26 protein-coding genes are annotated in these 23,542 nt (G+C 60.3%); 14 read left to right on the plus strand and 12 right to left on the minus strand.

Features of this window, described 5'->3' with window-relative positions:
- Window positions 1-48 precede the first annotated feature (48 nt).
- The 10 genes from hydA to ACR0JN_RS19585 all read left to right on the plus strand — a co-directional run bounded on the left by hydA (window position 49) and on the right by ACR0JN_RS19585 (window position 8,352).
- Window positions 49-1,503: a dihydropyrimidinase gene (gene hydA, locus ACR0JN_RS19540; protein WP_480888180.1), complete on the plus strand. Its 1,455-nt coding sequence runs from the start codon at window positions 49-51 to the stop codon at window positions 1,501-1,503.
- Complete coding sequence (locus ACR0JN_RS19545) at window positions 1,504-1,905, plus strand: hypothetical protein (RefSeq protein ID WP_480888181.1); 402 nt, start codon at window positions 1,504-1,506, stop codon at window positions 1,903-1,905. It begins immediately after the preceding gene.
- Window positions 1,902-2,690, plus strand: coding sequence for an ABC transporter ATP-binding protein (locus tag ACR0JN_RS19550; RefSeq protein ID WP_480888182.1), 789 nt, complete (start codon window positions 1,902-1,904; stop codon window positions 2,688-2,690). Before ACR0JN_RS19545 ends, ACR0JN_RS19550 begins: the two co-directional genes overlap by 4 nt.
- Window positions 2,690-3,121 (plus strand): N-acetyltransferase family protein, encoded by a 432-nt coding sequence (locus tag ACR0JN_RS19555; RefSeq protein ID WP_480888183.1) that lies wholly within the window; start codon window positions 2,690-2,692, stop codon window positions 3,119-3,121. Before ACR0JN_RS19550 ends, ACR0JN_RS19555 begins: the two co-directional genes overlap by 1 nt.
- The gene (locus ACR0JN_RS19560; RefSeq protein WP_480888184.1) at window positions 3,118-4,035 is read left to right on the plus strand and encodes an ABC transporter permease; all 918 of its coding nucleotides are present in this window, start codon (window positions 3,118-3,120) and stop codon (window positions 4,033-4,035) included. Before ACR0JN_RS19555 ends, ACR0JN_RS19560 begins: the two co-directional genes overlap by 4 nt.
- Window positions 4,032-4,877 (plus strand): ABC transporter permease, encoded by an 846-nt coding sequence (locus ACR0JN_RS19565; RefSeq protein WP_480817931.1) that lies wholly within the window; start codon window positions 4,032-4,034, stop codon window positions 4,875-4,877. Before ACR0JN_RS19560 ends, ACR0JN_RS19565 begins: the two co-directional genes overlap by 4 nt.
- Window positions 4,878-4,928: 51 nt before the next feature.
- On the plus strand, window positions 4,929-5,918 hold the full coding sequence (locus ACR0JN_RS19570) for an ABC transporter substrate-binding protein (RefSeq protein WP_480817932.1): 990 nt from the start codon (window positions 4,929-4,931) through the stop codon (window positions 5,916-5,918).
- A 157-nt stretch (window positions 5,919-6,075) separates the two neighbouring features.
- Window positions 6,076-6,789 carry an ABC transporter permease gene (locus tag ACR0JN_RS19575; RefSeq protein ID WP_480817933.1) on the plus strand — a complete coding sequence of 238 codons (714 nt, stop codon included), beginning with the start codon at window positions 6,076-6,078 and terminating at the stop codon, window positions 6,787-6,789.
- Entirely contained in the window at window positions 6,782-7,516 is a 735-nt protein-coding gene (locus ACR0JN_RS19580) for an ATP-binding cassette domain-containing protein (RefSeq protein ID WP_480888185.1), read from the plus strand. Before ACR0JN_RS19575 ends, ACR0JN_RS19580 begins: the two co-directional genes overlap by 8 nt.
- Window positions 7,517-7,536: 20 nt before the next feature.
- A complete protein-coding gene (locus ACR0JN_RS19585; RefSeq protein WP_480888186.1) occupies window positions 7,537-8,352 on the plus strand; it encodes an ABC transporter substrate-binding protein in 816 nt (271 codons plus the stop codon).
- 54 nt (window positions 8,353-8,406) lie between these two features.
- On the opposite strand, the gene ACR0JN_RS19590 is transcribed toward ACR0JN_RS19585, so the two are convergent.
- From ACR0JN_RS19590 to ACR0JN_RS19635, 10 genes are all read right to left on the minus strand, one after another.
- A complete protein-coding gene (locus ACR0JN_RS19590; protein ID WP_480888187.1) occupies window positions 8,407-9,279 on the minus strand; it encodes a substrate-binding domain-containing protein in 873 nt (290 codons plus the stop codon).
- On the minus strand, window positions 9,280-9,405 hold the full coding sequence (locus ACR0JN_RS19595) for a hypothetical protein (protein WP_480888188.1): 126 nt from the start codon (window positions 9,403-9,405) through the stop codon (window positions 9,280-9,282).
- 13 nt (window positions 9,406-9,418) lie between these two features.
- Window positions 9,419-10,681 carry a c-type cytochrome gene (locus tag ACR0JN_RS19600; RefSeq protein WP_480888189.1) on the minus strand — a complete coding sequence of 421 codons (1,263 nt, stop codon included), beginning with the start codon at window positions 10,679-10,681 and terminating at the stop codon, window positions 9,419-9,421.
- Window positions 10,682-11,890 carry a formate dehydrogenase subunit gamma gene (locus tag ACR0JN_RS19605; RefSeq protein ID WP_480888190.1) on the minus strand — a complete coding sequence of 403 codons (1,209 nt, stop codon included), beginning with the start codon at window positions 11,888-11,890 and terminating at the stop codon, window positions 10,682-10,684.
- 73 nt (window positions 11,891-11,963) lie between these two features.
- The gene (fdh3B, locus tag ACR0JN_RS19610; protein ID WP_010439472.1) at window positions 11,964-12,557 is read right to left on the minus strand and encodes a formate dehydrogenase FDH3 subunit beta; all 594 of its coding nucleotides are present in this window, start codon (window positions 12,555-12,557) and stop codon (window positions 11,964-11,966) included.
- Window positions 12,558-12,569: 12 nt separating this feature from the next.
- Entirely contained in the window at window positions 12,570-15,464 is a 2,895-nt protein-coding gene (locus ACR0JN_RS19615; RefSeq protein WP_480817940.1) for a formate dehydrogenase subunit alpha, read from the minus strand.
- Window positions 15,465-15,570: 106 nt separating this feature from the next.
- Window positions 15,571-15,759, minus strand: coding sequence for a ubiquinol-cytochrome c reductase iron-sulfur subunit N-terminal domain-containing protein (locus ACR0JN_RS19620; RefSeq protein WP_480888191.1), 189 nt, complete (start codon window positions 15,757-15,759; stop codon window positions 15,571-15,573).
- A 59-nt stretch (window positions 15,760-15,818) separates the two neighbouring features.
- Window positions 15,819-16,430: a TorD/DmsD family molecular chaperone gene (locus tag ACR0JN_RS19625; protein ID WP_480888192.1), complete on the minus strand. Its 612-nt coding sequence runs from the start codon at window positions 16,428-16,430 to the stop codon at window positions 15,819-15,821.
- A gap of 4 nt (window positions 16,431-16,434) precedes the next feature.
- Window positions 16,435-17,007, minus strand: coding sequence for a DUF3306 domain-containing protein (locus ACR0JN_RS19630; RefSeq protein WP_480888193.1), 573 nt, complete (start codon window positions 17,005-17,007; stop codon window positions 16,435-16,437).
- A complete protein-coding gene (locus ACR0JN_RS19635) occupies window positions 17,004-17,558 on the minus strand; it encodes a DUF3305 domain-containing protein (protein ID WP_480817944.1) in 555 nt (184 codons plus the stop codon). The genes ACR0JN_RS19630 and ACR0JN_RS19635 overlap by 4 nt, the downstream gene beginning before the upstream one ends.
- A 229-nt stretch (window positions 17,559-17,787) precedes the next feature.
- Here ACR0JN_RS19635 and ACR0JN_RS19640 point away from each other — a divergent pair, with 229 nt between their 5' ends.
- On the plus strand, window positions 17,788-19,737 hold the full coding sequence (locus ACR0JN_RS19640) for a 4Fe-4S binding protein (RefSeq protein WP_480888194.1): 1,950 nt from the start codon (window positions 17,788-17,790) through the stop codon (window positions 19,735-19,737).
- On the opposite strand, the gene ACR0JN_RS19645 is transcribed toward ACR0JN_RS19640, so the two are convergent.
- The gene (locus ACR0JN_RS19645; RefSeq protein ID WP_480888195.1) at window positions 19,731-20,459 is read right to left on the minus strand and encodes a hypothetical protein; all 729 of its coding nucleotides are present in this window, start codon (window positions 20,457-20,459) and stop codon (window positions 19,731-19,733) included. The genes ACR0JN_RS19640 and ACR0JN_RS19645 overlap by 7 nt on opposite strands.
- Before the next feature lie 108 nt (window positions 20,460-20,567).
- Here ACR0JN_RS19645 and ACR0JN_RS19650 point away from each other — a divergent pair, with 108 nt between their 5' ends.
- From ACR0JN_RS19650 to ACR0JN_RS19660, 3 genes are read left to right on the plus strand one after another with little or no spacing between them, the layout of a single operon-like run.
- Window positions 20,568-21,629: an Mrp/NBP35 family ATP-binding protein gene (locus ACR0JN_RS19650; RefSeq protein ID WP_480888196.1), complete on the plus strand. Its 1,062-nt coding sequence runs from the start codon at window positions 20,568-20,570 to the stop codon at window positions 21,627-21,629.
- On the plus strand, window positions 21,626-22,318 hold the full coding sequence (locus tag ACR0JN_RS19655) for a biotin/lipoate--protein ligase family protein (protein ID WP_480888197.1): 693 nt from the start codon (window positions 21,626-21,628) through the stop codon (window positions 22,316-22,318). The genes ACR0JN_RS19650 and ACR0JN_RS19655 overlap by 4 nt, the downstream gene beginning before the upstream one ends.
- Complete coding sequence (locus tag ACR0JN_RS19660; RefSeq protein ID WP_480888198.1) at window positions 22,318-22,797, plus strand: DUF6505 family protein; 480 nt, start codon at window positions 22,318-22,320, stop codon at window positions 22,795-22,797. The genes ACR0JN_RS19655 and ACR0JN_RS19660 overlap by 1 nt, the downstream gene beginning before the upstream one ends.
- A 33-nt stretch (window positions 22,798-22,830) precedes the next feature.
- Here ACR0JN_RS19660 and ACR0JN_RS19665 read toward each other — a convergent pair whose 3' ends face one another.
- Window positions 22,831-23,529, minus strand: a complete 699-nt coding sequence (locus tag ACR0JN_RS19665; protein WP_480888199.1) for a sulfotransferase family 2 domain-containing protein — start codon at window positions 23,527-23,529, stop codon at window positions 22,831-22,833.
- Between the last annotated feature and the right edge of the window lie 13 nt (window positions 23,530-23,542).

Below are 23,542 nucleotides of genomic sequence, written 5' to 3' on the forward strand. Positions count from 1 at the left end.
TTTTGGACAGATGAAGCAAGCGGCGCAGACCGCATCAGGGAGTTTAAGATGAGCACTGTGATCAAGAACGGAACCGTTGTGACCGCTGATCTGACGTATTCGGCGGATGTGAAGGTCGAGGGTGGGATTATCACGGAGATTGGGCCTGATTTGCGCGGGGACACAGAACTGGACGCGACCGGGTGCTATGTGATGCCAGGTGGGATTGACCCGCATACGCATCTGGAGATGCCATTTATGGGGACCTATTCCAGCGATGATTTCGAAAGCGGTACGCGCGCGGCCTTGGCGGGTGGCACCACGATGGTGGTGGATTTTGCGCTGCCCAATCCCGGCGAGAGCCTGCTGGATGCTTTGAAGCGCTGGGACAATAAATCGACCCGGGCGAATTGTGATTACTCATTCCATATGGCTGTGACCTGGTGGGGAGAGCAGGTGTTTGATGACATCAAGACAGTCATCGAGACGCGCGGGATCAACACGTTCAAGCACTTCATGGCCTATAAAGGCGCGTTGATGGTGAATGATGACGAGTTGTTCGCCTCATTCAAGCGTCTGGCCGAGCTTGGTGGCACCGCGATGGTGCATGCCGAGAACGGCGATGTAGTGGCGGAACTGAGCGCCAAGCTTTTGGCCGAGGGCAATACCGGACCCGAGGCGCATGCCTATTCCCGCCCCCCGCAGGTTGAGGGCGAGGCCACGAACCGGGCGATCATGATTGCGGATATGGCGGGTGTGCCGCTGTATGTGGTCCATACCTCTTGCGAAGAGGCGCATGAGGCCATCCGACGGGCCAAGATGCAGGGCAAGCGCGTGTGGGGGGAGCCTTTGATCCAGCACCTGACGTTGGATGAGGGCGAGTATTTCCATCACGATTGGGAGCACGCGGCGCGGCGGGTCATGAGCCCTCCGTTCCGGAACAAGCAACATCAGGACAGCCTGTGGAATGGTCTGCAATCGGGGACGCTAAGCGTTGTGGCCACGGATCACTGCGCCTTTACGACCGAACAGAAACGCTATGGCGTTGGGGACTTTACCAAGATCCCGAACGGGACAGGCGGGTTGGAAGATCGGATGCCGATGCTTTGGACCTATGGGGTGAACACGGGTCGGTTGACGCCGAACGAGTTCGTTGCTGTAACTTCGACGAACATTGCTAAGATACTGAATTGCTATCCGAAAAAAGGTGCCGTTTTGGTGGGTGCTGATGCCGATCTGGTGGTTTGGGACCCGGACAAGGCCAAGGTGATCTCGGCCGAGACGCAGCAGTCGGCCATCGACTACAACGTGTTCGAGGGTAAAGAGGTGCGCGGGTTGCCCCGCTTCACGCTGACCCGTGGCGCGGTGGCGGTGCATGACGGTGAGATCAGGACGCAGGAAGGGCACGGGAAGTTCGTGACGCGTGAGGCCAATACCCATGTGCACAAGGCTCTGAGTACATGGAAAGAATTGACTGCGCCAAGACCGGTTGAGCGGACGGGTATTCCGGCGACGGGTGTGTAGGTGGCGATCGTTCGGGGTGTTTTGGGGTATTTGGCAGCAGTGTTTTGCGCGTCGTTGATCATTTGGGGATGGCAACTGCGCATCTTTACACAGCCATGGCCAGCGCAAATCGGTTTGGTCATTCAAGCGGGAATAATGATGCCTCTAGCAGTAGTTTTCTCGGCGCTTCCGGCTTTTGTCTTGCGAATGGTTGCGGTGATTTTTCATTTCTTTAATCCCGTCGTGGCCGGGATTGGAGGCGCAGTGACGGGTGCGGCGGCGTACCTGTTGCTCAACACTGAAAATATGACTGGACGACCTTTGATGGTCGATTTGCATGGCCTACTACTGTTTAGCTTTGCTGGAACGATTGCCGGATTAGTTTGGCTTTGGGTGGAAAGATTGGGGACTAACAAAGAATGACAACTGGTGCGCCGGTAATTGAGGCCAAAAACCTCGACCTAACCTTCCAAACCAACGATGGCCCCGTCCACGCGCTGAAAGACGTGAACCTCTCCATCGACAAGGGCGATTTCGTGAGCTTCATCGGCCCCTCGGGGTGTGGCAAGACCACCTTCCTGCGTTGTATCGCAGCGCTGGAAACACCGACCGGAGGGAGCCTGACCGTCAACGGCATGACCCCGGATGAGGCGCGGCGGAACAGGGCTTATGGCTATGTGTTCCAGGCGGCCGGTCTTTACCCGTGGCGGACCATTGCAAAGAACATCAAGCTGCCGCTTGAGATCATGGGGTATTCAGCCTCTGAACAAGAAGATCGAGTGAAGAACGTTCTGGAACTCGTTGATCTTGAAGGTTTTGGAGGGAAGTTCCCGTGGCAGTTGTCTGGCGGTATGCAGCAGCGGGCCAGCATTGCGCGGGCCTTGGCGTTCGATGCAGATATCCTGCTGATGGATGAACCGTTTGGGGCTCTGGACGAGATTGTGCGCGATCACCTGAACGAACAGCTTCTGGCGCTGTGGGCGCGCACCGAAAAGACCATCGGCTTCGTGACGCACTCGATCCCCGAGGCGGTTTACCTAAGCACCAAGATCGTAGTCATGAGCCCGCGCCCGGGGCGCATTACGGATGTGATCGACAGCCCTTTACCAAAGGAGCGGCCTCTGGACATCCGCGATACCCCCGAGTTCATCGAAGTCGCGCATCGGGTCCGCGAGGGGCTGCGCGCCGGGCATGGGGAAGAGGTGTGATGGTGGCAGGTGACCTCAGACGGGCTACGGTCGAAGACGTTCCGGCTTGCGCTCGGGTCATTTCGACCTGGATGACCCGGACAGACTGGATGCCCGAGGAATTGACGCAGGACCAGTTGGCCGCGTTGATCCGCGAGGCCTTTCCGGACCGAGAGATTTGGGTCATCGGCGATCCGGTGGATTGCTACATGTCCGTCGACCCCAGCGAGAGCAAGGTCGGGGCGCTTTACTGCCTGCGCACCGGTCAGGGCCTTGGTAAGCGTCTGCTGGACCAAGCCAAGGAGGGGCGCGAGTTCCTGTGGCTGACCACGCATGAACCGAACACAGCTGCCCAAAGATTCTATCGGCGCGAAGGGTTCGTCGCAACCGGCACCGAAGCTCCGGTTCCGCCTGAAACCCTGCCGATCATCCGAATGGAGTGGCGCGCATGAAACAGGTTTATGCCGTTGGTTTGGTCGTTCTCGCCATTGTGGCCGCCTGGTACATCGCATGTATCCCGATGAACATCGACAGCGCCCTGAACCAGGCCGAGCGCGCGGGTGAGGAGGTCGACCCGCCCACCATGAAAGCGCGGACGCTGGAATACGACATCATTCTGGTCTGGAACAACAGCTTCGCCATCCCCGAAACGTGGGAGCAGGATCGCCCAAGGCTGCCCGCGCCGCATGATGTAGCGATTGAGTTGTGGCAATCCACGGTGAACAAGAAAGTGACCTCGAAACGGTCGCTTGTGTATCACGGCTGGGTGACACTCAGCGCGACCATACTGGGGTTTGCGATCGGCACCGGGCTGGGCATTCTGTTAGCCGTGGGGATTGTGCACAGCCGGGTCATGGACCTGTCGGTCATGCCATGGGCTATCGTCAGCCAGACCATTCCGATTATCGCGCTGGCGCCGATGATCATCGTGGTGCTGTATTCCATCGGGGTGCAAGGCCTTGTTCCGAAGGCGATTATTTCGGCCTATCTCAGTTTCTTCCCGGTGGTTGTGGGCATGGTCAAAGGGCTGCGCAGCCCGGATGCGATGCAGCTTGATCTTCTGCGCACCTACAGCGCCAGCCGGTCTCAGGCGTTCTGGAAGCTGCGCTTGCCAGCGTCGATGCCGTACCTGTTCACCTCGCTGAAAATCGGCATTGCCGCATCATTGGTCGGCGCGATTGTCGGAGAGCTGCCGACAGGCGCGGTGGCCGGTCTGGGCGCTCGCCTTCTGGCGGGCAGCTACTACGGCCAGACGGTGCAGATCTGGTCCGCCCTATTTGCAGCGGCCATTCTGGCGGCCTGTCTTGTGGGGCTTTTGGGGCTCTTTGAGCGGACGGTGCTGAAACGGATGGGGATGGCGCAATGATCTTTGTCCTGTTTGCGATCCTTCTGTGGGCGTTGGGCTGGTGGTTGAACAGCCGCCTTGCCAGTGGGCCGCAGGCGGATACCCGGATGGTTCGGTTCCTTGCGCCTTTGATATTTGGTGTGACGATTGTCGCAGTGTGGGAGTTGCTGGTTCGCGGGCTGGACGTGCCCCTTGTCATCTTGCCTGCGCCGTCGGTCATTGCTGTGCGGTTCGCCGACAGCCTGCCGATCCTGTGGGCGGATTTCGTGCAGACCATCATCAAAGGTGCGCTGAGCGGGTATCTGATCGGCTGCAGTGCGGCCTTTCTGATGGCCATTGCAGTGGACCGCTGGGAGTTCCTGCGCCTCGGCCTGTTGCCGGTCGGGAATTTCGTGGCGGCTCTGCCCATTGTCGGAACCGCGCCCATTCTGGTGATGTGGTTCGGGTTCGACTGGCACTCGAAAGCCGCCGTGGTGGTTGTGATGGTATTCTTCCCGATGCTTGTGAACACAGTCGCCGGATTGCGAGAGGCAACAGCGATGCAGCGCGATCTGATGGAGACCTATGCCGCCACCTACTGGCAGAGCTTTTTCAAACTGCGCTTGCCTGCGGCGATGCCGTTTATCTTCAATGGGTTGAAGATTTCCACCACTCTGGCGCTGATCGGCGCTATTGTGGCCGAGTTCTTTGGCTCGCCAACGCTGGGCATGGGCTTTCGCATCTCGACCAGTGTCGGGCAATTGTCGCTGGATATGGTCTGGGCCCAGATCGTTGTGGCTGCTTTGGCCGGTACGGCATTCTATGGTCTTGTCGCAATGATCGAAAAGACGGTGACGTTCTGGCACCCGTCGCAACGAGGATAAAATTCAACAGACCCCGAGAACGGGGCAAAATAGCAACTAGGAGAAATGAAGATGAAAAAACTACTCAGCGGGGCGGTCGCAGCCTTCAGCCTTACAGCCAGCGCGGCGCTGGCGGCGGATGAAGTGACGTTGCAATTGAAATGGGTCACGCAGGCGCAGTTTGCGGGCTACTACGTAGCAAAGGATAAAGGATTCTACGAAGAAGAGGGGCTGGATGTCACGATCCTGCCGGGTGGTCCCGACATCGCGCCTACGCAGGTCATTGCCGGCGGTGGGGCCGACGTGACCGTCGAATGGATGCCTGCCGCGCTGGCCGCACGCGAAAAGGGCCTGCCACTGGTCAATATCGCGCAGCCGTTCAAAAGCTCGGGTATGATGCTGACGTGCTGGAAGGATGCGGGGATTTCTTCGCCCGAGGACCTGAAGAACCGCACATTGGGCGTTTGGTTCTTCGGGAACGAATTCCCCTTCATGAGCTGGATGAGCCAGTTGGGCATTGGTACTGACGGCAAAAGCGAATCCGGTGTCGAGGTTCTGAAACAGGGCTTCAATGTCGATCCGCTTCTGCAGCGTCAGGCCGATTGCATCAGCACCATGACCTACAATGAATACTGGCAGGTCATCGATGCCGGTGTCAGCCCGGACGAACTGGTGACGTTCAAGTACGAAGATCAGGGTGTCGCAACGCTGGAGGACGGTCTGTACGTTCTGGAAGAAAACCTGAGCGATGCCGACTTCACCGACAAGATGCAACGCTTTGTGCGCGCGTCGATGAAGGGCTGGAAATACGCCGAGGAGCACCCCGAAGAAGCGGCCGACATCGTTCTGGAAAACGATGAGACCGGGGCGCAGACTGAAGAACATCAAAAACGCATGATGGGTGAGATCGCCAAACTGACCGCAGGTTCGAACGGCTCACTCGACCCGGCGGATTTTGAGCGCACCGTAAACACGCTGCTTGCTGGCGGGTCTGACCCGGTGATCACCAAGCAGCCCGAGGGCGCGTGGACTCATCAGATCACCGACGCTGCGTTGAACTGACGTTAGCGCTAGGATTACAGATAGTGGCGCGGTCCCCTTTGGGGCCGCGTTTCTTATTTCCGATGTCGGATTTGTTCCTGTACTTAGCGGCCAAATGGCCTAGTATTTTCCTGTAAAACAACGCTTCTGATACCATCTGGAACAATATTGGAAGAATATGCAGGGATTTGCATCAGAATTCAGCGGTGCCCTCTCTCTGATCCTTGACGGGGATGCAGAGCTTTGGGGGATTGTTTTGTTATCGCTGCGGGTTTCCGTGTTCGCGGTGCTGATTTCGGCGTTGATCGGCATGCCGGTTGGCGCGGCGTTGGCCGTCGCGCGCTTTCCCGGGCGTCGGGTGCTGATCGTGTTGATGAATGCGTTGATGGGCTTCCCTCCGGTCGTTGTTGGCCTGCTGGTTTACTTGATGTTGTCGCGGTCCGGGCCATTGGGGGTTCTGGAACTGCTCTATACGCCCACCGCGATGATTATTGCGCAGGTGGTGCTGGTCACGCCCATCGTTGCAGCGCTTACCCGGCAGGTGGTCGAGATGTTGGCCGAGGAGTATTCGGAACAACTCCGCTCGCTGGGCGTGTCCCGGTTGGCGTCGGTTCCCGTGCTTTTGTGGGATGCGCGTCTTGCACTGGTCACCGCATTGCTGGCCGGGTTCGGACGCGCAATTGCCGAGGTCGGCGCGGTGATCATCGTTGGCGGCAATATCAACCATGTTACACGTGTGATGACCACGACCATCGCGCTTGAGACATCCAAGGGCAATCTGGCGCTGGCGCTGGCCCTTGGCGCGATCCTGATCGGTATCGCCGTCGCCGTGAACGCGATGGTCAGCGCGATGAGCCTGCGGGCCGAGCAGGAGGGTTTGCGCCATGCGTGATCTGGTCTGCGAATCGGCGAACTGTCTGCAGGTCAAAGGGCTGCACATTCAGCGCAAGGGAAAGGCCCTGCTGGACGTGCCAAGTCTGACCTTGGACGGACCGGGACCGACCCTGATCCTTGGGCCGAACGGAGCGGGCAAAAGCCTGCTCTTGCGCTGTTTGCATGGGTTGATTGCGCCTGATGTGGGGCAGGTGGTGCAGGGTGGTGTCCCTCTGAATGCTGATCACAAGGCCCGGCAGGCCATGGTCTTTCAACAGCCGGTATTGTTGCGTCGGTCGGTGGCCAGCAATCTGGACTTTGTATTAAAACGGCAGGGGCTGAACCGGGCCACGCGCAAAGCGCGCATTGCTGAATTGCTGGCTGAGGGCGGCCTGCAGGACAAACCTCGTCAGGCTGCACGGTCGCTGTCGGGGGGGGAGGCGCAGAGGCTCGCCATTCTGCGGGCGCTGGCCCTGAGCCCCGAGACACTGTTTCTTGACGAACCCACCAGTGCGCTGGACCCCAGCGCAACGCAAATGATTGAACGGATGATCCAGCGCGCTTCGGCCCGTGGGGTGCGGATTGTGATGGTGACCCATGACATCGGGCAGGCGCGGCGGTTGGCTGCGGATGTGGTCATGATGCATGGCGGGCATGTCGTCGAACATGGTCCGGCCAAACAGGTGCTGGATGCCCCCACAGCCGAAGCGTCGCGCCGCTATCTGGCCGGCGGGCTGGTAACCTGACACACCAAACGGAGAGTTGGATGTTGCGAAACTTCATTCGGGCAGCGGTGATAACGCTTGGGTTGACGGCAGCCCCGGCCTTGGCCGAAAAGCCCTTTATCGTGGTGCAATCGACGACCTCGACCCAGAATTCGGGTCTGTTTGATTTCATTCTGCCGGGGTTTGCGGCCGAGACGGGCATTGATGTTCGCGTCGTGGCGGTTGGGACCGGCCAGGCAATCCGCAACGCGATCAACGGCGATGGGGATGTTTTGCTGGTGCATGCCAAACCCGCCGAAGAGCAGTTCGTGGCGGACGGCTGGGGTGTTGAGCGCAAAGACCTGATGTATAACGACTTTGTTCTTGTCGGACCAAATTCCGACCCCGCCGGGGTCAGGGGCGGGGCCGATATTCTGGAGGCCTTCGCGGCGATTGAGGCCTCGGAAGTGCCATTTGTTTCGCGTGGCGACGACAGCGGTACCCACAAGGCCGAGATGGGCCATTGGGCTGAAGCCGGTCTTGATCCGGCCGAGGCCTCGGGCACCTGGTATCGGGAAACCGGCTCGGGCATGGGGGCGACGCTGAACGTGGCAAGCGGCATGGGGGCCTACACTCTGACAGACCGCGCCACGTGGTTGTCCTTTGGGAACAAGGGCAATCTTGAGGTTTTGGTCGAAGGCGATCCGCGTTTGTTCAACCAATATGGCGTGATCCTCGTGAACCCGGAGAAGCACCCTCGTGTGCGGGCCAATGCGGGGCAGCGGTTTATCGACTGGCTGACGGGTCCGGACGGGCAGGCGGCGATTGAGGCCTACAAGCTGGACGGGAAACAGGTGTTCTTTCCGAACGCGCAATGAATCCGCCTGCGGCCAATGCCTTCGGCGAGAGTATTTGAGAAAAGACGAAGCGCGTCAGCCGCTGGCTCCGTTGTGGTGGATCTGGCCGAGGTTTGACAGGTCATAGCCGCCAAATTCGGCGGCCCGTCTGGCGAATGGTTCGGACTGCATGAACGCGAGAAGCTTCTGCATCGGTGTGTCGAAACATGCGCGACGCCAGATGGCAAGATCCAGCCGTTCGGAATGGGTTGGCGTGAACCCGAGGTTGTAGAGCCCCGCTAATGCACCCAGCCCGAAACCTGCCTCGGCCTTGGCGTCGTGCAGGGCGATGGCCAGTTCTTCTTCGGTGCGCGCGCAGGTGGACAGGGTGTCGAGGTCATCGCGCGTTAGGCCGTGAGCCTGAAGCTGCGTGTCGAACAGGCGCTGGCTGGCGGCGCTGTTCTGGCGTAGAACGACGCGGCGGCCCTTCAGGTCGCTGAACCCCGCGATGTCCGAGATGCCGGGGGCCAGCAGCAGGCCGCGCTGTCTTTGGGCGACCTCGTACAGCACGACCGGGGCTTCGCCCAATGCATCGCGCAGGGCACTTGTGTTGAACCCGTCCTCTTCGTGGATATGCAGCGCGGCGGCCTGTGCGCTGCGGTCGGCGAGGCGACTCAGCCCGTCGAACGAGCCGTCATAGTATGTGGCAAGACCTGAACCGCTTTCCCGCAGGGCCCAGTCCAGCAGGGGATCGTGGCTGCCTGCAACAATCGGGGGCAGGGGCGGTTCAGCGACCTGCGGGCCTGAGCGTGAGGCGTTGAGCCAAGCTATGACCTCGGCCCGCGGGAACAGCAGCTTGCCCATGGCGCGGACGCAGGGGACCTCGCCCGATGAGGCAAGATCATAGGCCTTCCGTTCGCCAATGCGCAGCAGATCGGCCAATTCACGGGTGGTCAGGTATTCGGACATTCAATCCAGACGCACGGCTGAACCCGAGCCCGCATCCGCCGCGCTGAACCCGATCTGATCCAGCACATAGGGCGCGGCAACTGTGATGACGATCATTGCGGCGACGGCGGCGAGAAATGCTTTCATAATCTCCTCCGGTTCAGTTCTGGTCCGCCGTTGCGCGCCGCAGAAAGGCGATCAGATCCGCCCTGTCCTGCGCTTGCGTTATTCGTTGCATCGGCATTTTTGACCCCGGAATGTAGTGGTCCGGCCCTTCATCGAAAAGGGCGTTGATTGTCTGTTCATTCCAAATGATATCAGAGTCTTGCAGCGTATCCGAGTACAAATATCCTGGCAGTGTTCCGGCGGGGCGGCCGAAGAGGCGATGCAGGGTCGGCCCGGCGCGTCGCTCACTTTCGGGGGTCAGGCTGTGGCAGATCGAACATTTGCGGGCGAACTGGCGTTCACCGTTGTCCATTTCCTCGGGGTCTTTCAGGAAGCTCGGTTCAGTGGCGGCCATCTGTTCCTGATCGGACAAGGCGGTCACAGGCCAACTATACATCGCCTCGTCAATGCCGCCTGCATGGATGTTTTCGCCGTCAACGGAAAAGGCCAGAGCCCAGACCGGCCCGCGCAGGGTAGCTCGGAAATCCTGAGCGATGCGCCATTCAGCCGTGTCGATGACCATGATGTAGCCTTCGCCATCGCCCACGGCCAAAAGGCTGCGATCCGGGTTGAGGGCCAGTGCAAGGATCGGGCGGCGGCCCAGTGTGAAATCGCGTTCCTCGCCATTCGTCAGGTTCAGAATGCGGGTGACACCGTCCACCGCACCGTAGGCGATCCAGTTGTCCTGTGCGTTCAGGACCAATTCGTTGATGCCGAAACCGTGTTCGACCAGCCGGTTTAACTCAGCTCCTGTCGAAACATCCCACAGGCGCAATGACCCGTCCATGCCTGCGGAATACAGTTGCGTTCCATCGGGTGAAAACACCACAGCATTCACGCCGCTGCCGGTTGGGCCAAGCATCGTGGGCCGCGACCCGTCCACCGGCCACAGGCCAATGGTGCCGTCCCAACTGGCGGTCGCGACATGGGTTTTGGATGCGGCGAGGCCGACAATCTTGCCTTTGTGCTGGCCCACAACCTCCCCGCCCGGCCAGCGGCGCAGGGTGAAATCGTCCCCGGCGGAGTAGATCGCTGTACCGTTGAACGCGACCGAATTCACAGCGGCTTCGTGCCCTTCCAGCCATTCGGGCATCTGCCCGGTCCACAGACCAACGGAATTGTCGAAGCTGGCTGTGGCGATGCGTCCGTCGGGAGCTGTGGCGATCCCCATGATGGGTCCGCCATGACCCTTCAGCGTAAAGAATTCGGCCGCTGCAGGCAGAGGTAACAGCGCCAGTGCCAGCACCAGCCCTCGCATCTATTCAGCGGGCGAGGCTGCTGCTTTCCCGGCCTCTTTTTCCTGAACCTCTTCCAGCCATAGCGAGTGATGCTCGCGCGCCCATTGTTCTTCGACCTCGCCGCTGCCCATGGCCTGAAACGCGCCCTCCATCCCGACCGAGCCGAGGTAGATATGCGCGATGATGATGGCGATGAACACATAGGCAATCATCACGTGCCAGACCTGCGCGTATTGCATTTCCTCCTGCGGTGACATCTGCACCGGCAAGTTCAGGCCCATCATCTGCGGAATGCCGGTGGCATTGGCGACCGAGAAGGTTTTGGCGAAAAGCGGCAGTTCGAACGGGAACAGCAGCGACAGGCCGGACAGGCTGATCGAAACCCCCAAGATGATGCAGGACCAGAAAATGATCTTTTGCCCAGCATTGAATTTCTTGGCGGGTGGGTGGCTGTTTTTGGTGAACAGACCGCCGCCAGCGGCCAGCCATCTCAGGTCGGTGCGGTTGGGGATATTGTGGACGATCCAGGTCACCGTCACGATGATCAGGCCCAACATAAAAGCCCAGGCAAGGTTGTTATGCAGCCATTTGCAGCCCTGCGCGATGATGGCAAAGCCCTCTTTCCCAAAGATCGGGATCAGGAAGTCGCGGCCATAGAGTGTCAGCAGGCCGGTGATTCCGAGGATCAGGAACGATCCGGCAAACAACCAGTGGCCAAAGCGTTCAAGCCCGTTGAACCGCGTCACGGTGCGACCTGTCTTTTCCCCGTCGATCCGGATTTTCCCGCGGATCAGGAAGAACAGGACGATGATGGCAATCATCCCGCCCAGAATATACGTGCCATACTCGCGCAGCGGTCCGGTGCGGAAATTCAACCACCACATTCCGCCGTCCTGTATCAGCACGCTGGCTGCAGGCCCTTTCGATGACACGGTCACATCCGCCGACCCGTACCGCAGCGCACGGTAAACATCGCTGTCCGAGGCCACGCCGCGCGTTCCAAACTGCCCCAGCAGGCCTTCGACATTGCCCTGACCGGTGTTTTCCGAGCGATAGCTGTTATCCACTTTTTCGCCGCGCTGTCGCGCCAGAATATCTTCAAGCGTTGTCGCACCACCGGTTGAGGTGCGCTCGTTTGCGGCGGCCGGTGTCTCGGTTTCGTTGGTTTGCGCGACAGCGGCCTGCGCCAACCCCAGGGTGAACAGCACTGCGATGAGTAAGCGGAACATCTGAACCTCGGTCAAAATCCCTGATCAGGCGACCCACGGATGCGGGTCGCCTGTTTGGTTCATGAAAGCAGCCTTAGCCGTCTTTCTGGTCGTAGGCTGTGCCCCAACCCCAAGCGCCCGAGCCAAACCCGCGCGCCACGACGCGTTCGCGGTAAACGGCGGACACCACGTCGCCGTCACCGGCTAGCAGGGCCTTGGTGGAACACATTTCGGCGCAGATGGGCAGTTTGCCCTCGGCGATCCGGTTGCGACCATATTTGGCGAACTCTGCGGTCGAGTGCGTTTCTTCGGGGCCACCGGCGCAGAAGGTACATTTGTCCATCTTGCCGCGCGATCCGAAATTGCCCGCCTGTGGGTATTGCGGCGCGCCGAAGGGGCACGCGTAGAAGCAATAGCCGCAGCCAATGCACAGGTCCTTGGAATGCAGGACGACCCCTTCTTCGTTCTGATAGAAGCAGTCGACCGGGCACACCGCCATGCAAGGCGCATCCGAGCAATGCATACAGGCCACCGAAATCGAGCGTTCGCCCGGGTTGCCGTCATTGATCGTCACCACCCTACGGCGGTTGATGCCCCACGGGACCTCGTGTTCGTTCTTACACGCGGTCACGCAGGCGTTGCACTCGATGCAGCGTTCAGCGTCGCAGAGAAACTTTGCTCTAGCCATTAACTTTCCTCCTTACGCTGCCGAGATTTTGCAGAGAGTCGCTTTGGTCTCCTGCATCTGGGTCACTGAGTCGTAGCCATAGGTCTGGGCGGTGTTGGAACTTTCACCCAGCACATAGGGATCAGCGCCAGCGGGGTATTTGTCCCGCAAATCCTGACCCTGGAAATGGCCGCCGAAGTGGAAGGGCATGAAGGCCACACCGGCACCGACCCTGTTGGTCAGCATCGCCATAACCTTGACCTTGCCGCCTTCGGGACCTTCGACCCAGACCTGTTGCCCGTCACGGATACCAAGGTTGTTGGCATCGCGCGGGTTGATCTCGACGAACATGTCCTGCTGCAGCTCGGCCAGCCACGGGTTCGACCGGGTTTCTTCGCCGCCGCCTTCATATTCGACCAGACGACCAGACGTGAGGATTATCGGGTAATCCTTTGAAAAGTCGTTCTTCTGGATCGAAGCATAAAGGGTGGGCAGGCGATAAGCGTGCCGGTCCTCGTAGGTCGGATAGTCCTCGACCAGATCGCGCCGGTTCGTATAGAGCGGCTCGCGATGCAGTGGGATCGGGTCCGGGAAGGTCCAGACGACCGCGCGCGCCTTTGCGTTCCCGAAGGGCGCGCAGCCATGCTCGATCGCGACCCGCTGGATGCCGCCGGACAGGTCGGTCTTCCAGTTGGTTTCTGGGCCCGCAACAGCGTCGATTGCCGCGCGTTCCTCGGCGGTCAGGTCGCCATCCCAGCCGAGGTCCATCAGCATCTGCATCGTGAATTCAGGGTATCCATCCTGAATTTCCGACCCGGCGCTATAGACCCCTTCGGCCAGCAGGTTGTCACCATCCCGTTCCACGCCAAAGCGCGCGCGGAAGGTCAGGCCACCTTCGGCCACCGGTTTGGACATGTCATAGAGGTTCGGTGTCCCCGTATGACCCATCTCTGCCGTTCCCCAGCAGGGCCAGGGCAGACCGTAGTACTCGCCGTCGTTCGGGCCGCCAACAGCCTGCAGCGTCGTTCTGTCGAACGTATGCTGGTTGGCCATGTGGCTTTTCAGACGTTCTGGCGACTGACCAGTATATCCGATGGTCCAGAGGCCCGAGTTGAACTCACGCGTGATGCTTTCAACATTCGGGGTCTCGGCGTCTTCCATCTCGATATTGCGGAAGAACCGATCCGCCCAGCCGAATTTGTTGGCGAACTTGGCCATGATGACCTCGTCCGGCAGACTTTCGAACAGCGGATCGACGATCTTGTCGCGCCACTGCAGCGACCGGTTCGACGCCGTGACCGAGCCACGGGTTTCGAACTGCGTACAGGCAGGCAACAGATAGACGCCATCGGTGCGGTCATGCAGAACGGCGGAAACGGTGGGATACGGGTCGATCACGACCAGCATGTCCAGCTTCTCCATCGCCGTCTTCATCTCCGGTCCCCGCGTTTGCGAGTTCGGAGCGTGACCCCACAGAACCATGGCGCGGACAGCGTTGTCCTGATCCATGTTGGCCGGGTCTTCCAGAACACCGTCGATCCAGCGAGAGACAGGGATGCCTCGCTCGTTCATCAGCGGCTTGTCCTTGCCTTCCTTGTCCTTGATCGTGGCGAACTGACCTTTCAGCCAATCCAGATCCTCGCCCCAGACGCGGCTCCAATGGCCCCAGGCACCGTTCGACAGGCCGTAATAGCCGGGCAGGGTATGGGACAGAACACCAAGGTCCGTCGCGCCCTGCACGTTGTCATGGCCGCGGAAAATGTTGGTGCCACCACCCGAGGTGCCCATGTTGCCCAGCGCAAGCTGAAGCACGCAATAGGCGCGGGTGTTGTTGTTGCCGTTGGTGTGCTGGGTACCGCCCATGCACCAGATCACCGTGCCGGGACGGTTGTTGGCCATGGTGCGCGCAACGCGTTTCAGTTGCGAGCCCGGAGTACCGGTGACGCGCTCGACCTCATCCGGGTTCCACTTGGCAACCTCTTCACGGATCTGGTCCATGCCCCAGACACGGGTGCGGATGAACTCTTTGTCCTCCCAACCGTTATCGAAGATGTGCCAAAGGATACCCCAGATCAGCGCAACGTCTGTACCGGGGCGGAAGCGGACATATTCATCCGCGTGCGCCGCGGTGCGCGTGAAGCGCGGGTCGCAGACGATCAGCGGGGCATTGTTCTGCTCTTTCGCGCGCAGAACATGCAGCAGCGAGACGGGATGCGCCTCGGCCGGGTTGCCGCCGATGATGAAGATGGCCCGAGAGTTATGGATGTCGTTATACGAATTGGTCATGGCGCCGTAGCCCCATGTATTCGCAACACCCGCAACAGTGGTCGAGTGGCAGATACGGGCCTGATGGTCCACATTGTTCGTGCCCCAGTAGGCGGCGAACTTGCGGAACAGATAGGCTTGTTCGTTGTTATGCTTCGCTGATCCCAGCCAGTACACGCTGTCCGGCCCGGATTCTTCGCGGATGCTCATCATACCGTCGCCGATCTCGTTGATCGCCTGTTCCCAGCTGATGCGCTTCCACTCGCCGCCTTCCTTTTTCATCGGGTATTTCAGGCGGCGCTCGCCATGGGCGTGCTCGCGAACCGAGGCCCCTTTGGCGCAGTGCGCACCCAGGTTGAATGGGCTGTCCCAGCCGGGTTCCTGCCCGACCCAGACGCCGTTCTGCACTTCGGCAACGACTGTGCAGCCGACCGAGCAGTGGGTGCATACGGATTTGATGTTTTCGACGGCCTGATTGGCCGCTGTCTGGGCGCTGGCTGGCGTCACGGTTCCACCCGTGGCGCTGATCGCGGCAAGGCCGCCGATCGTCAGGCCCGAGCCACGCAGGAATGCGCGGCGATCGACGGTTTTCTCGCCGACCTGGGACAGGATACTTGTCCGCTGGGGGCGTCTCGCAACCCCGTTGGTCTTTTTCCTAAGCATTGGTTTCCTCCCTTGCGCGCCGTGTCAGCCACGGCTGGCTTGGTACTTCTCAAACCGACGTCAGGGCCAATCGCAACCGTCAGTCGGGTGGTGAAGGCATCCGATCCTAGAACCGGGTGCTTTCGAAGTAGGCGCGGGTATGCGCGGTGTCCTGCATCCGGGTTTCATCCGTTGGCAGCTCGGCTGCTTCGGCATTCCCGGTCAGGCTGGCGGCGGCGACAGCAGCAGGCGCTGCGGTTCCGGCCAGTTTGAGGAAGTCGCGGCGGCTTGCGCCTTCTTCCTTGGTCTTGCTCATGGGAGTCCTCCTTTCCCATTTGCGACATAGCGCCGATTGCGGCGCCGGCGAGTGGCAGCCTAGGCCGCCGTCATTCGGAAGGCTTCCCGCTCGATCTCCATAAAGGTCCGGCCAGCGGTGCCGACCGAGGCATAGAGAACCGAGTTTTCAGCGGCTTCCAAATCCGAATAGAAATGCACAGCCCAAGGGCCGATATGTTTGTTCCAGAACGCTTTTTGGTCGTCCAGAGAGGCGGGCGCACCAAACCGGCCTACGATCATGCCCGCCATCATCTCCATCAGCGAGGCGATGTTGTCTTCGGGTTCGAACACGTTTTGCGCGCGGGTGATGCCGCGCGCGGCCATGTCATTGCGCAACTGTGCCAGAGGCTTCTCGTTCAGGAACCCGGTCAGGTAGAAACTGGCATAGGGCAATAACTCACCCCGCCCCAGACCGATGAACAGCGCGTTAAACTCGCGCTCGGCGGCGGCGGGTTTCGTTACTTTGGCCACCCGCGCCATGGTCCGAATGGCTTGCCCCAGATCGGTTTCGTCACCGCTCAGGCCCGAGACCTGATCCAGCAGCATCTGATCCGGCGGGGCCGATAGCATCAGCCCCAGAAAGTTGTAGAAATCCGCGCGCAGTCGATCCTCGGCCGAGACATCCATCTGTTGCGCTTCGCTTGCGGTCATTGCGTTATCCTTCGAACTCAAACGTCATGCGGCGTGGGGCAGGGGTTAGGTCCATGTCTTCGTCTTCATCAACTTGAGCCACTTCGACCTCAACGGGGACAGGGGCGTCCTGCGGTTCCTCTTCCGCGACCAGAGGCTCGGGGGGAAGGTCTTCTTCCTCTTCGCTCTCTTCCTCATCTGCGGCCAGAGCTTCGACATGCGCCAGCATCCCCTTGCCGACCTGATAGGTGGTCTGCAGGTTTTCGATCACGCAGGCCGCGTCGGTGAAATCCTCTCCGTAATCCACCAACCCGTCAACATTGGCCAGTACCGGGTTCAACCGCCACAACCGCCGCAGCGCGCGGCGGCGCAAACGGTCCGGTACCGCCTTGGCCATAAAGCCCGAAACATCGTCACCGGGCTGTAGCGCATCCGGGTCGGGCAGGTTGAATTCCGCCAGTATCTCGGCATCGGTCTTTTCTTCCAGTTCAGCGTGCTGATCTGCGAGCGCCTGTTCTTCCAGCGCGACCTGATCAGCCTCGGCCTCAGCCTGCACCGCCGCCTTGCGGCGGGACCAGAAATCGCGCGCTTCGGTCAATGCACGGCCCTCCGCGGTGCGCGGTACACGTCCGAGGTCTGCCGGATACGCGCATCCCCCTTGCCATCCTCAACCAGGTCCGTGCGCTTCTTGTCGCGGCGGCGTTTGACGAAAACCTCGTCCTGATGATGCTGCAGAGTGAAATCGCGAACCCAGGCGATAAGCCCTTCGGTCATCGGAATCTTTTCGACGATCTCTTCGCCCGTATCCGCGTAATCCTGCCCCTCATAGGGCGAGGCCGTGATCAAAACCGCTGTCAGTGGGTGCTCGCCGCTGGGCTCATTGCGCATCACAAGATAGACCGATGGCTGCCCGTCCGACAGGTTGGCCATGTAGGCTTCGGTCTCATCCGACCAGAGTTTCAGGGGCAAGGTGGCAGCATGGTACTCGACCGCGTCGCCTTCACGGCGCAATTCAATCCAGTCCGCAGGGCCCGCGCCGGGCAGCGCAGCAACGGCGCGCCAGTTCCATTTCGCCCACCGGGTTACACCGGGGGTTTTGCGCACGACGACGCCAACCGGCATCTCTATCTGGTTTGCGGCCTTGGCCACTCAGTCCTCCCCGGAAGGCTCTCCCCTGCCTTCCCCAAGGTCTACTATGGTACACAAAACCGCCACCTGCCAAGCCTGTATTGAATGGAAACAGGGCACATCACTGTTAGTTTATGCTGTTAACGACCTTGCGGGGCGGTGAAACCCAAACTCATGGCGTTTTTGCGGGTTTACATTGCCTCTGCCTTTCTACGGCCTAAAGTGGTCAGGAAGTTGGGGAGGAATTTGCATGAAACTACTGCTCTGTGATTGCGCAGGGTCGCAAACTGTGGATGCCGACGGGATCGCTGCGGCTTGCGATGTTGACTGCTCTAAGGTGCACACCGCGTTATGTACCAAAGAACTGGGCGCAGCAGCGGAGCTTCTGAAAGATGGCGAAACGGCGCTGATCGCCTGCGGGCAGGAGCAAGCGGTGTTTCGGGACCTGGTCGAGGATTTGGGTGTTGAGACGCCGGGCTTCGTTGATCTGCGGGACCGGGCGGGCTGGACCGTTCAGGGCCAGAACGCCACCGCCAAAATGGCGGCGCTGACCGCCGAGGCGATGGTGCCGCAGCCAATTACCTCAAGCGTGGACGTCATAAGCGAAGGCACATGTTTCATCGTCGGAGCGGGCGAGGTGGCGTTCCCACTCGCCGACCGTTTGGCCGAAACGCTGGCCGTGACGGTCCTGGTGATGGACGAGGCACAGGCAACGTCACGCGCGTTCGACGTCATTCGTGGGCGCGTGAAATCCCTGACTGGCGCGCTGGGTGGGTTTTCGCTGAAACTGGATGCATTGCAACAGCTTGAACCCGGCGGGCGCGGTGAATTCCGGTGGTCCGAACCGCGCGATGGCGCGCGCTCGGCCTGTGACATCGTCATTGATCTGGCCGGAGGGACGCCATTCGTTCAGGCCCCCGCCAAGCGCGAGGGGTATCTTCGCGCCGATCCCAAAGATACCGTTGCCATCGAACGGCTGGCATTTGACGCGGCGCAGCTTGTGGGCACCTTCGAAAAACCGCTTTACGTGCGGCTTGAGGAAACCCTGTGCGCGCATTCCCGCGCCGAACAGGTGGCTTGCACGAACTGTCTGGATATCTGCCCGACAGGGGCGATAACGCCTGCGGGCGAGCATGTGGCCATCGACCCGATGGTCTGTGCCGGATGCGGGGAATGTTCAGCCGTCTGCCCATCGACCGCGATCACCTATGAGGACCCACCAGTTTCGGCGCTGCTGTCCCGCCTGCACATTCTGGCGCGTACCTACCGACGCGCCGGGGGCACCGCGCCGCGACTGTTGGTGCATGATGCCTTCGGGGCCGAGATGATCCGGCTTTCCGCCCGCTTTGGACGGGGCTTGCCAGCGGATGTCATTCCGTTGGAACTGTCGGTGATTTCCGGGTTCGGCCATGCCGAGATGCTGGCTGCGTTGGCGCATGGTTTTGCGCGGGTCGATATTCTGCTAGCCCCGACGACCGAGCGGGATGCGCTTACCTCGGAGCTTGCGCTGGCACAGGCGATTGCACCCGAGGCCGGGTTGGGGTTGATAGAAGAGAATGATCCCGACACCTTGTCTGAACTCTTATATTCACAGGACGTCCCCGCGCCTTTGCCCGATCCGGTCCTGCCGCTGGGCAACCGCAGGCAAATCGCCCGCCTTGCAGCGCAGGCGCTGAACCCAGGGGCCGAGGCCCCGTTGCCCTTGCCGGAAAACGCGCCTTACGGGGCGGTGGCCGTGGACACCGACGCCTGCACACTGTGTCTGAGCTGCGTGTCGCTCTGCCCGTCCGGTGCGCTGATCGACAACCCGGACAAGCCGCAACTGAACTTCCAGCAGGACGCTTGCCTGCAATGTGGCCTGTGCCGTGGCATCTGCCCCGAGAACGCAATCACGCTGGTCCCGCAGCTTGACCTGAGCGACGCCGCCCTGTCCCAGCAGGTTTTGAACGAGGAAGAACCCTTTGCCTGCGTCGAGTGCGGCGCGCTGTTCGGGGTGAAATCCACGGTCGAGCGCATTATGGAGAAGCTGTCCGGCACCCATCCGATGTTCGCAACCTCGGACAAGGCACGGATGATCCAGATGTGCGACAATTGCCGGGTGAACGCGCAGTTCCAGCAGCAGGACAATCCGTTACAGTCCAACCCGAAGCCGCGTGTTGTGACCACGGATGACTATTTCTCAAAACGGAAGGATCACTGATGTTGCAGCGGCGCGCCCAGATCGGCTGCGCTGATGACCGAGACGAAGGCCAGGATCGCCTCAAGATCGTCCAATGTCATCTCGACCGGAACGATGGGCGAAGGGCGCGTCGGATCGAAGGGTGGCGTCACCCCGTCGATCTGCGTGAAGGCCGGGTGGGGGTTGAGGGCAAAGAACGCCTCGAACCGTTCGGACCAATCGGGCAGGGACCGCAGCACGGCAAAAGACGGGGTCGAACCAAGGCCGTTCATCCGGTTCTCCGGCCCGATGACATGGCAACGCCCGCAATGGATCATCGACAATTCCTCGCCCAAGACGGTGTTGCCGTCTACGGCGGTGTCATCAACTGCCGCTGCGATCTCGAACGAGGCGCTGAACGGCGCGCCTTCCGGTGGGGCGAAGCTTTCAACCGTCCGTTTGCCGATATCGGACAGCAGCCAGTCGCGGAACCGGGCCTGTCGGGCGTTCTCTTCGGTTTGCAGGAAGTAAACGGTTTCGCCACGGGCAAAAACCGGCTCGCCCGGCGGGGCGGTCGTCAGGGTCATGACGCCGGTTTCGTCAGCAATCACGCGTATCCCGGTCTTGAGTGAGAAGCGCGGAAGAATATGTTGCAACAGGCCCGAGTCCGAAACCTCAGCCGGGGCGGCAAGGCCAATGGCCTCCTGCGACCAAGAGGGGCTAGCGGTGAGCGTCAGGCTCAGGCACAAGAGGATAACGCGCATGCCGCAGCCTAACGGCGCAGGGCGGGATGCGTCAAATGAACAGAATGAGACGGAGACACATGCAATGAATGGCAGCCACGCGGTTCGGCAAATCAATGAGGCAAAGGCATGAGTGTCCGTGACGCGGTTCTTGCGAACCTGAAAAAGATCACCGACCCGGTTTCCGGGCAGGACATCGTCAGCGCCGGTGTCGTGCGCGCGCTGAATGTCGAAGGTGACACAGTGAGGTTTGTGCTCGAGATTGATCCCAAACACGCCGAAAAGATGGAACCTGTGCGCGCGACCGCCGAGCAGGCGGCGCAGATGGTGGACGGTGTCTCTAAGGTCTCCGCCATGCTGACGGCGCATTCCGACAAGGCCCCGCCGGATTTGAAGCCCAAGCCGAAGCCCTCGCAGACCGGACCGCAGGCGGTGCCGGGGGTGGATCGGATTATTGCGGTTGCCTCGGGCAAAGGGGGCGTGGGTAAGTCTACTGTGTCGGCCAACCTCGCCTGTGCTTTGGCCGCGGAAGGTCGTCGCGTTGGCTTGCTGGACGCCGACGTCTATGGCCCGTCGCAGCCACGAATGCTGGGTGTCTCGGGCCGTCCGGCCAGCCCCGATGGCAAAACGATCCTGCCGCTGCGCAATCACGGCGTCACCATGATGTCGATGGGTCTGATGACCAATGAAGGGCAGGCCGTTGTCTGGCGCGGGCCGATGCTGATGGGCGCGCTGCAGCAGATGATGAGCCAGGTGCAATGGGGGGCGCTGGATGTGCTGATTGTCGACCTGCCGCCGGGCACCGGCGACGTGCAACTGACGCTCAGCCAAAAGTTTCAGGTGGATGGGGCCATCGTCGTCTCAACCCCGCAGGATGTGGCGCTGATCGACGCCCGCAAGGGGATCGACATGTTCAACCAACTCAAGACCCCCATCGTTGGGATGATCGAAAACATGTCTACCCATATCTGCTCGAACTGCGGGCACGAGGAGCATGTGTTCGGTCATGGTGGCGTCGCATCCGAGGCCGAGGCCATGGGCGTACCGTTGTTGGGTGAAATCCCGTTGCATCTGGACATCCGCGTGGCGGCGGACGGAGGCGCGCCCATCGTGGTCAGCAAGCCCGACAGCCCGCAGGCCGGAGCCTTCCGCAAGATCGCCCGCGACCTGGTCGCCAAAGGCAACGCATGAGCGAGCCGGTCTTTCCTCCATTGCTTTCAGGGCAACCCGTGAAGGGTGGGGAGGATCCGTTTGAACGCGCGCAGGCAATTGCAACGCTTGGTTGCGATGCGGGAACGGTTGCCTACAACATTCAGGCTGATCGTCTGCGCGTCGCAATCGTCTTCGCCCCTGAGGTTCCCTTGCAGGATGCAATGGCGATGCTGCCGCTCTGCGCCGTCGGGTTCCAGAACGCACTGGGCGCTCTGGCCCCGCCCGAGGTTGCCGTGCATCTGGGCTGGGACGGTTTGATTTGCGTGAACGGGGCCAAATGCGGGACGTTTCGCGTGGCTGCTTCCACGCAAACGCCCGAGGATCAGCCCGATTGGCTGGTTGTCGGATGGGAACTGGCCCTGCTGCAGACCAGCGACGCGCCGGGGGAAACGCCGGATGTGACCGCGCTCTACGATGAGGGCTGTGCCGATGTGTCGCCAACACAGTTGGTCGAAAGCTGGTCGCGCCATATGCTGACCTGGCTCAACCGGTGGCAAGAAGACGGCAACGCACCACTTCACGCCGAATGGATGGGGCTGCTGCGTGGAGTCGGAGAACCGGTGGATGCTGGAGTATTCCTTGGCACAGACGAGCGCTTTGGAATGCTGATCCGCGACGGCGCAGATACGCAACTGCGCCCCTTGACGCAATTGTTGGAGACCGCCTGATGAAACTGGCCCGTGCAATTCACTTCGACGAAAGCGACATGAACGTCTTTCACTCCCCGGCGCGCACTGGGGAATGGTGCATCTCGGGCGGATTCGAGTTCTCGAACTGGGGCGAGGGCGATCTGGAGGGCAAAGCGCGTCAGGCCTTTGCCAATGGCTGGCTGGGGTTAGAGACCTTCGGTCGTGTTACGTTTGTTGCCGTAACGCAGATCGAACCTGCGGAGAAGGATCAGGTGGCGCAAAATCTGGCCGAGCATTTCGTGCAACTCTACGGCGCGCCATCCATCGACGCCGCGTTAGAGGTGGCCCAAGCCGAAATCGCGCATATGTCAGAGCTTTGCGACGAACACGGGCCCAACACTCTGCTCACCGTCGCCCGCGAGTTGTCCGACGCAGGCGTGCACGAAGCGTTTCGCGTCATCACCCCGCAAGAGGCCGAGCTTGAGGCTTTGGCCGTGCATGGCTCATTGGATGAGTGAGCCGAGAGCGGTGGTTCCAAAATCAGGGAACTGCTATTGCATCAAGAGCTTTGGATGCGGTTTTAACTGCATCGCTGTGACATCGGTGCAGTTCGGGTCAAGGCTATAGCCCAACATCTCAAAATCAGTGCGGAACACGCGCGCAACCAGATCAATCGTCTCGTCGTCATAATGCTTTAGGTAACTGCCACGCTTCGATTTGTTCAGGTGTGGCAACTCAGCGTTGATCCCCAGATGCCGCGTAATTTCCGCGAAGCTTTCCGAGACCGTTTCGACACGCCCGATTTTCTGAACAAGACTGCGCCCTTCATCGTCCACAAGATAACGCACCTGTCGGCTTTCGGGGCGATCGGGGTGATAGGTCTGCAGCACGTAATCCCGAAAACTCAGCCCCTGTACTTTTTGATGGTCTGGATGTTGCGGAGCCTGCTGCATGTAAAAGAAAAGCGAAACCATAAGGTCGTACGGGTTTCGCACGAAGCTGAAGCTTTTCATCGACCAGTAACGATCGCCGAAATGGGCAAGATACTCAGCCGCCGTAGCGTGGTTTGGCAACGGTTGGAACTGCGTGATCTCATATATTTTGCGACCCGACACGCGTTTCGAAATGCTGTTTATAAGGCGCTGTGCCCTGTTCTCGCGGTCAAAATCGTGCCGCAGGCAATACGTGACCGAACTACCGGCAGTCTTAGGAATGTGCACGAAGACAAAGTTCTTTTTGCTGCTGATCATCTTCTCTCCGAGA

It is taken from the genome of Ruegeria sp. G12 (assembly GCF_056533565.1).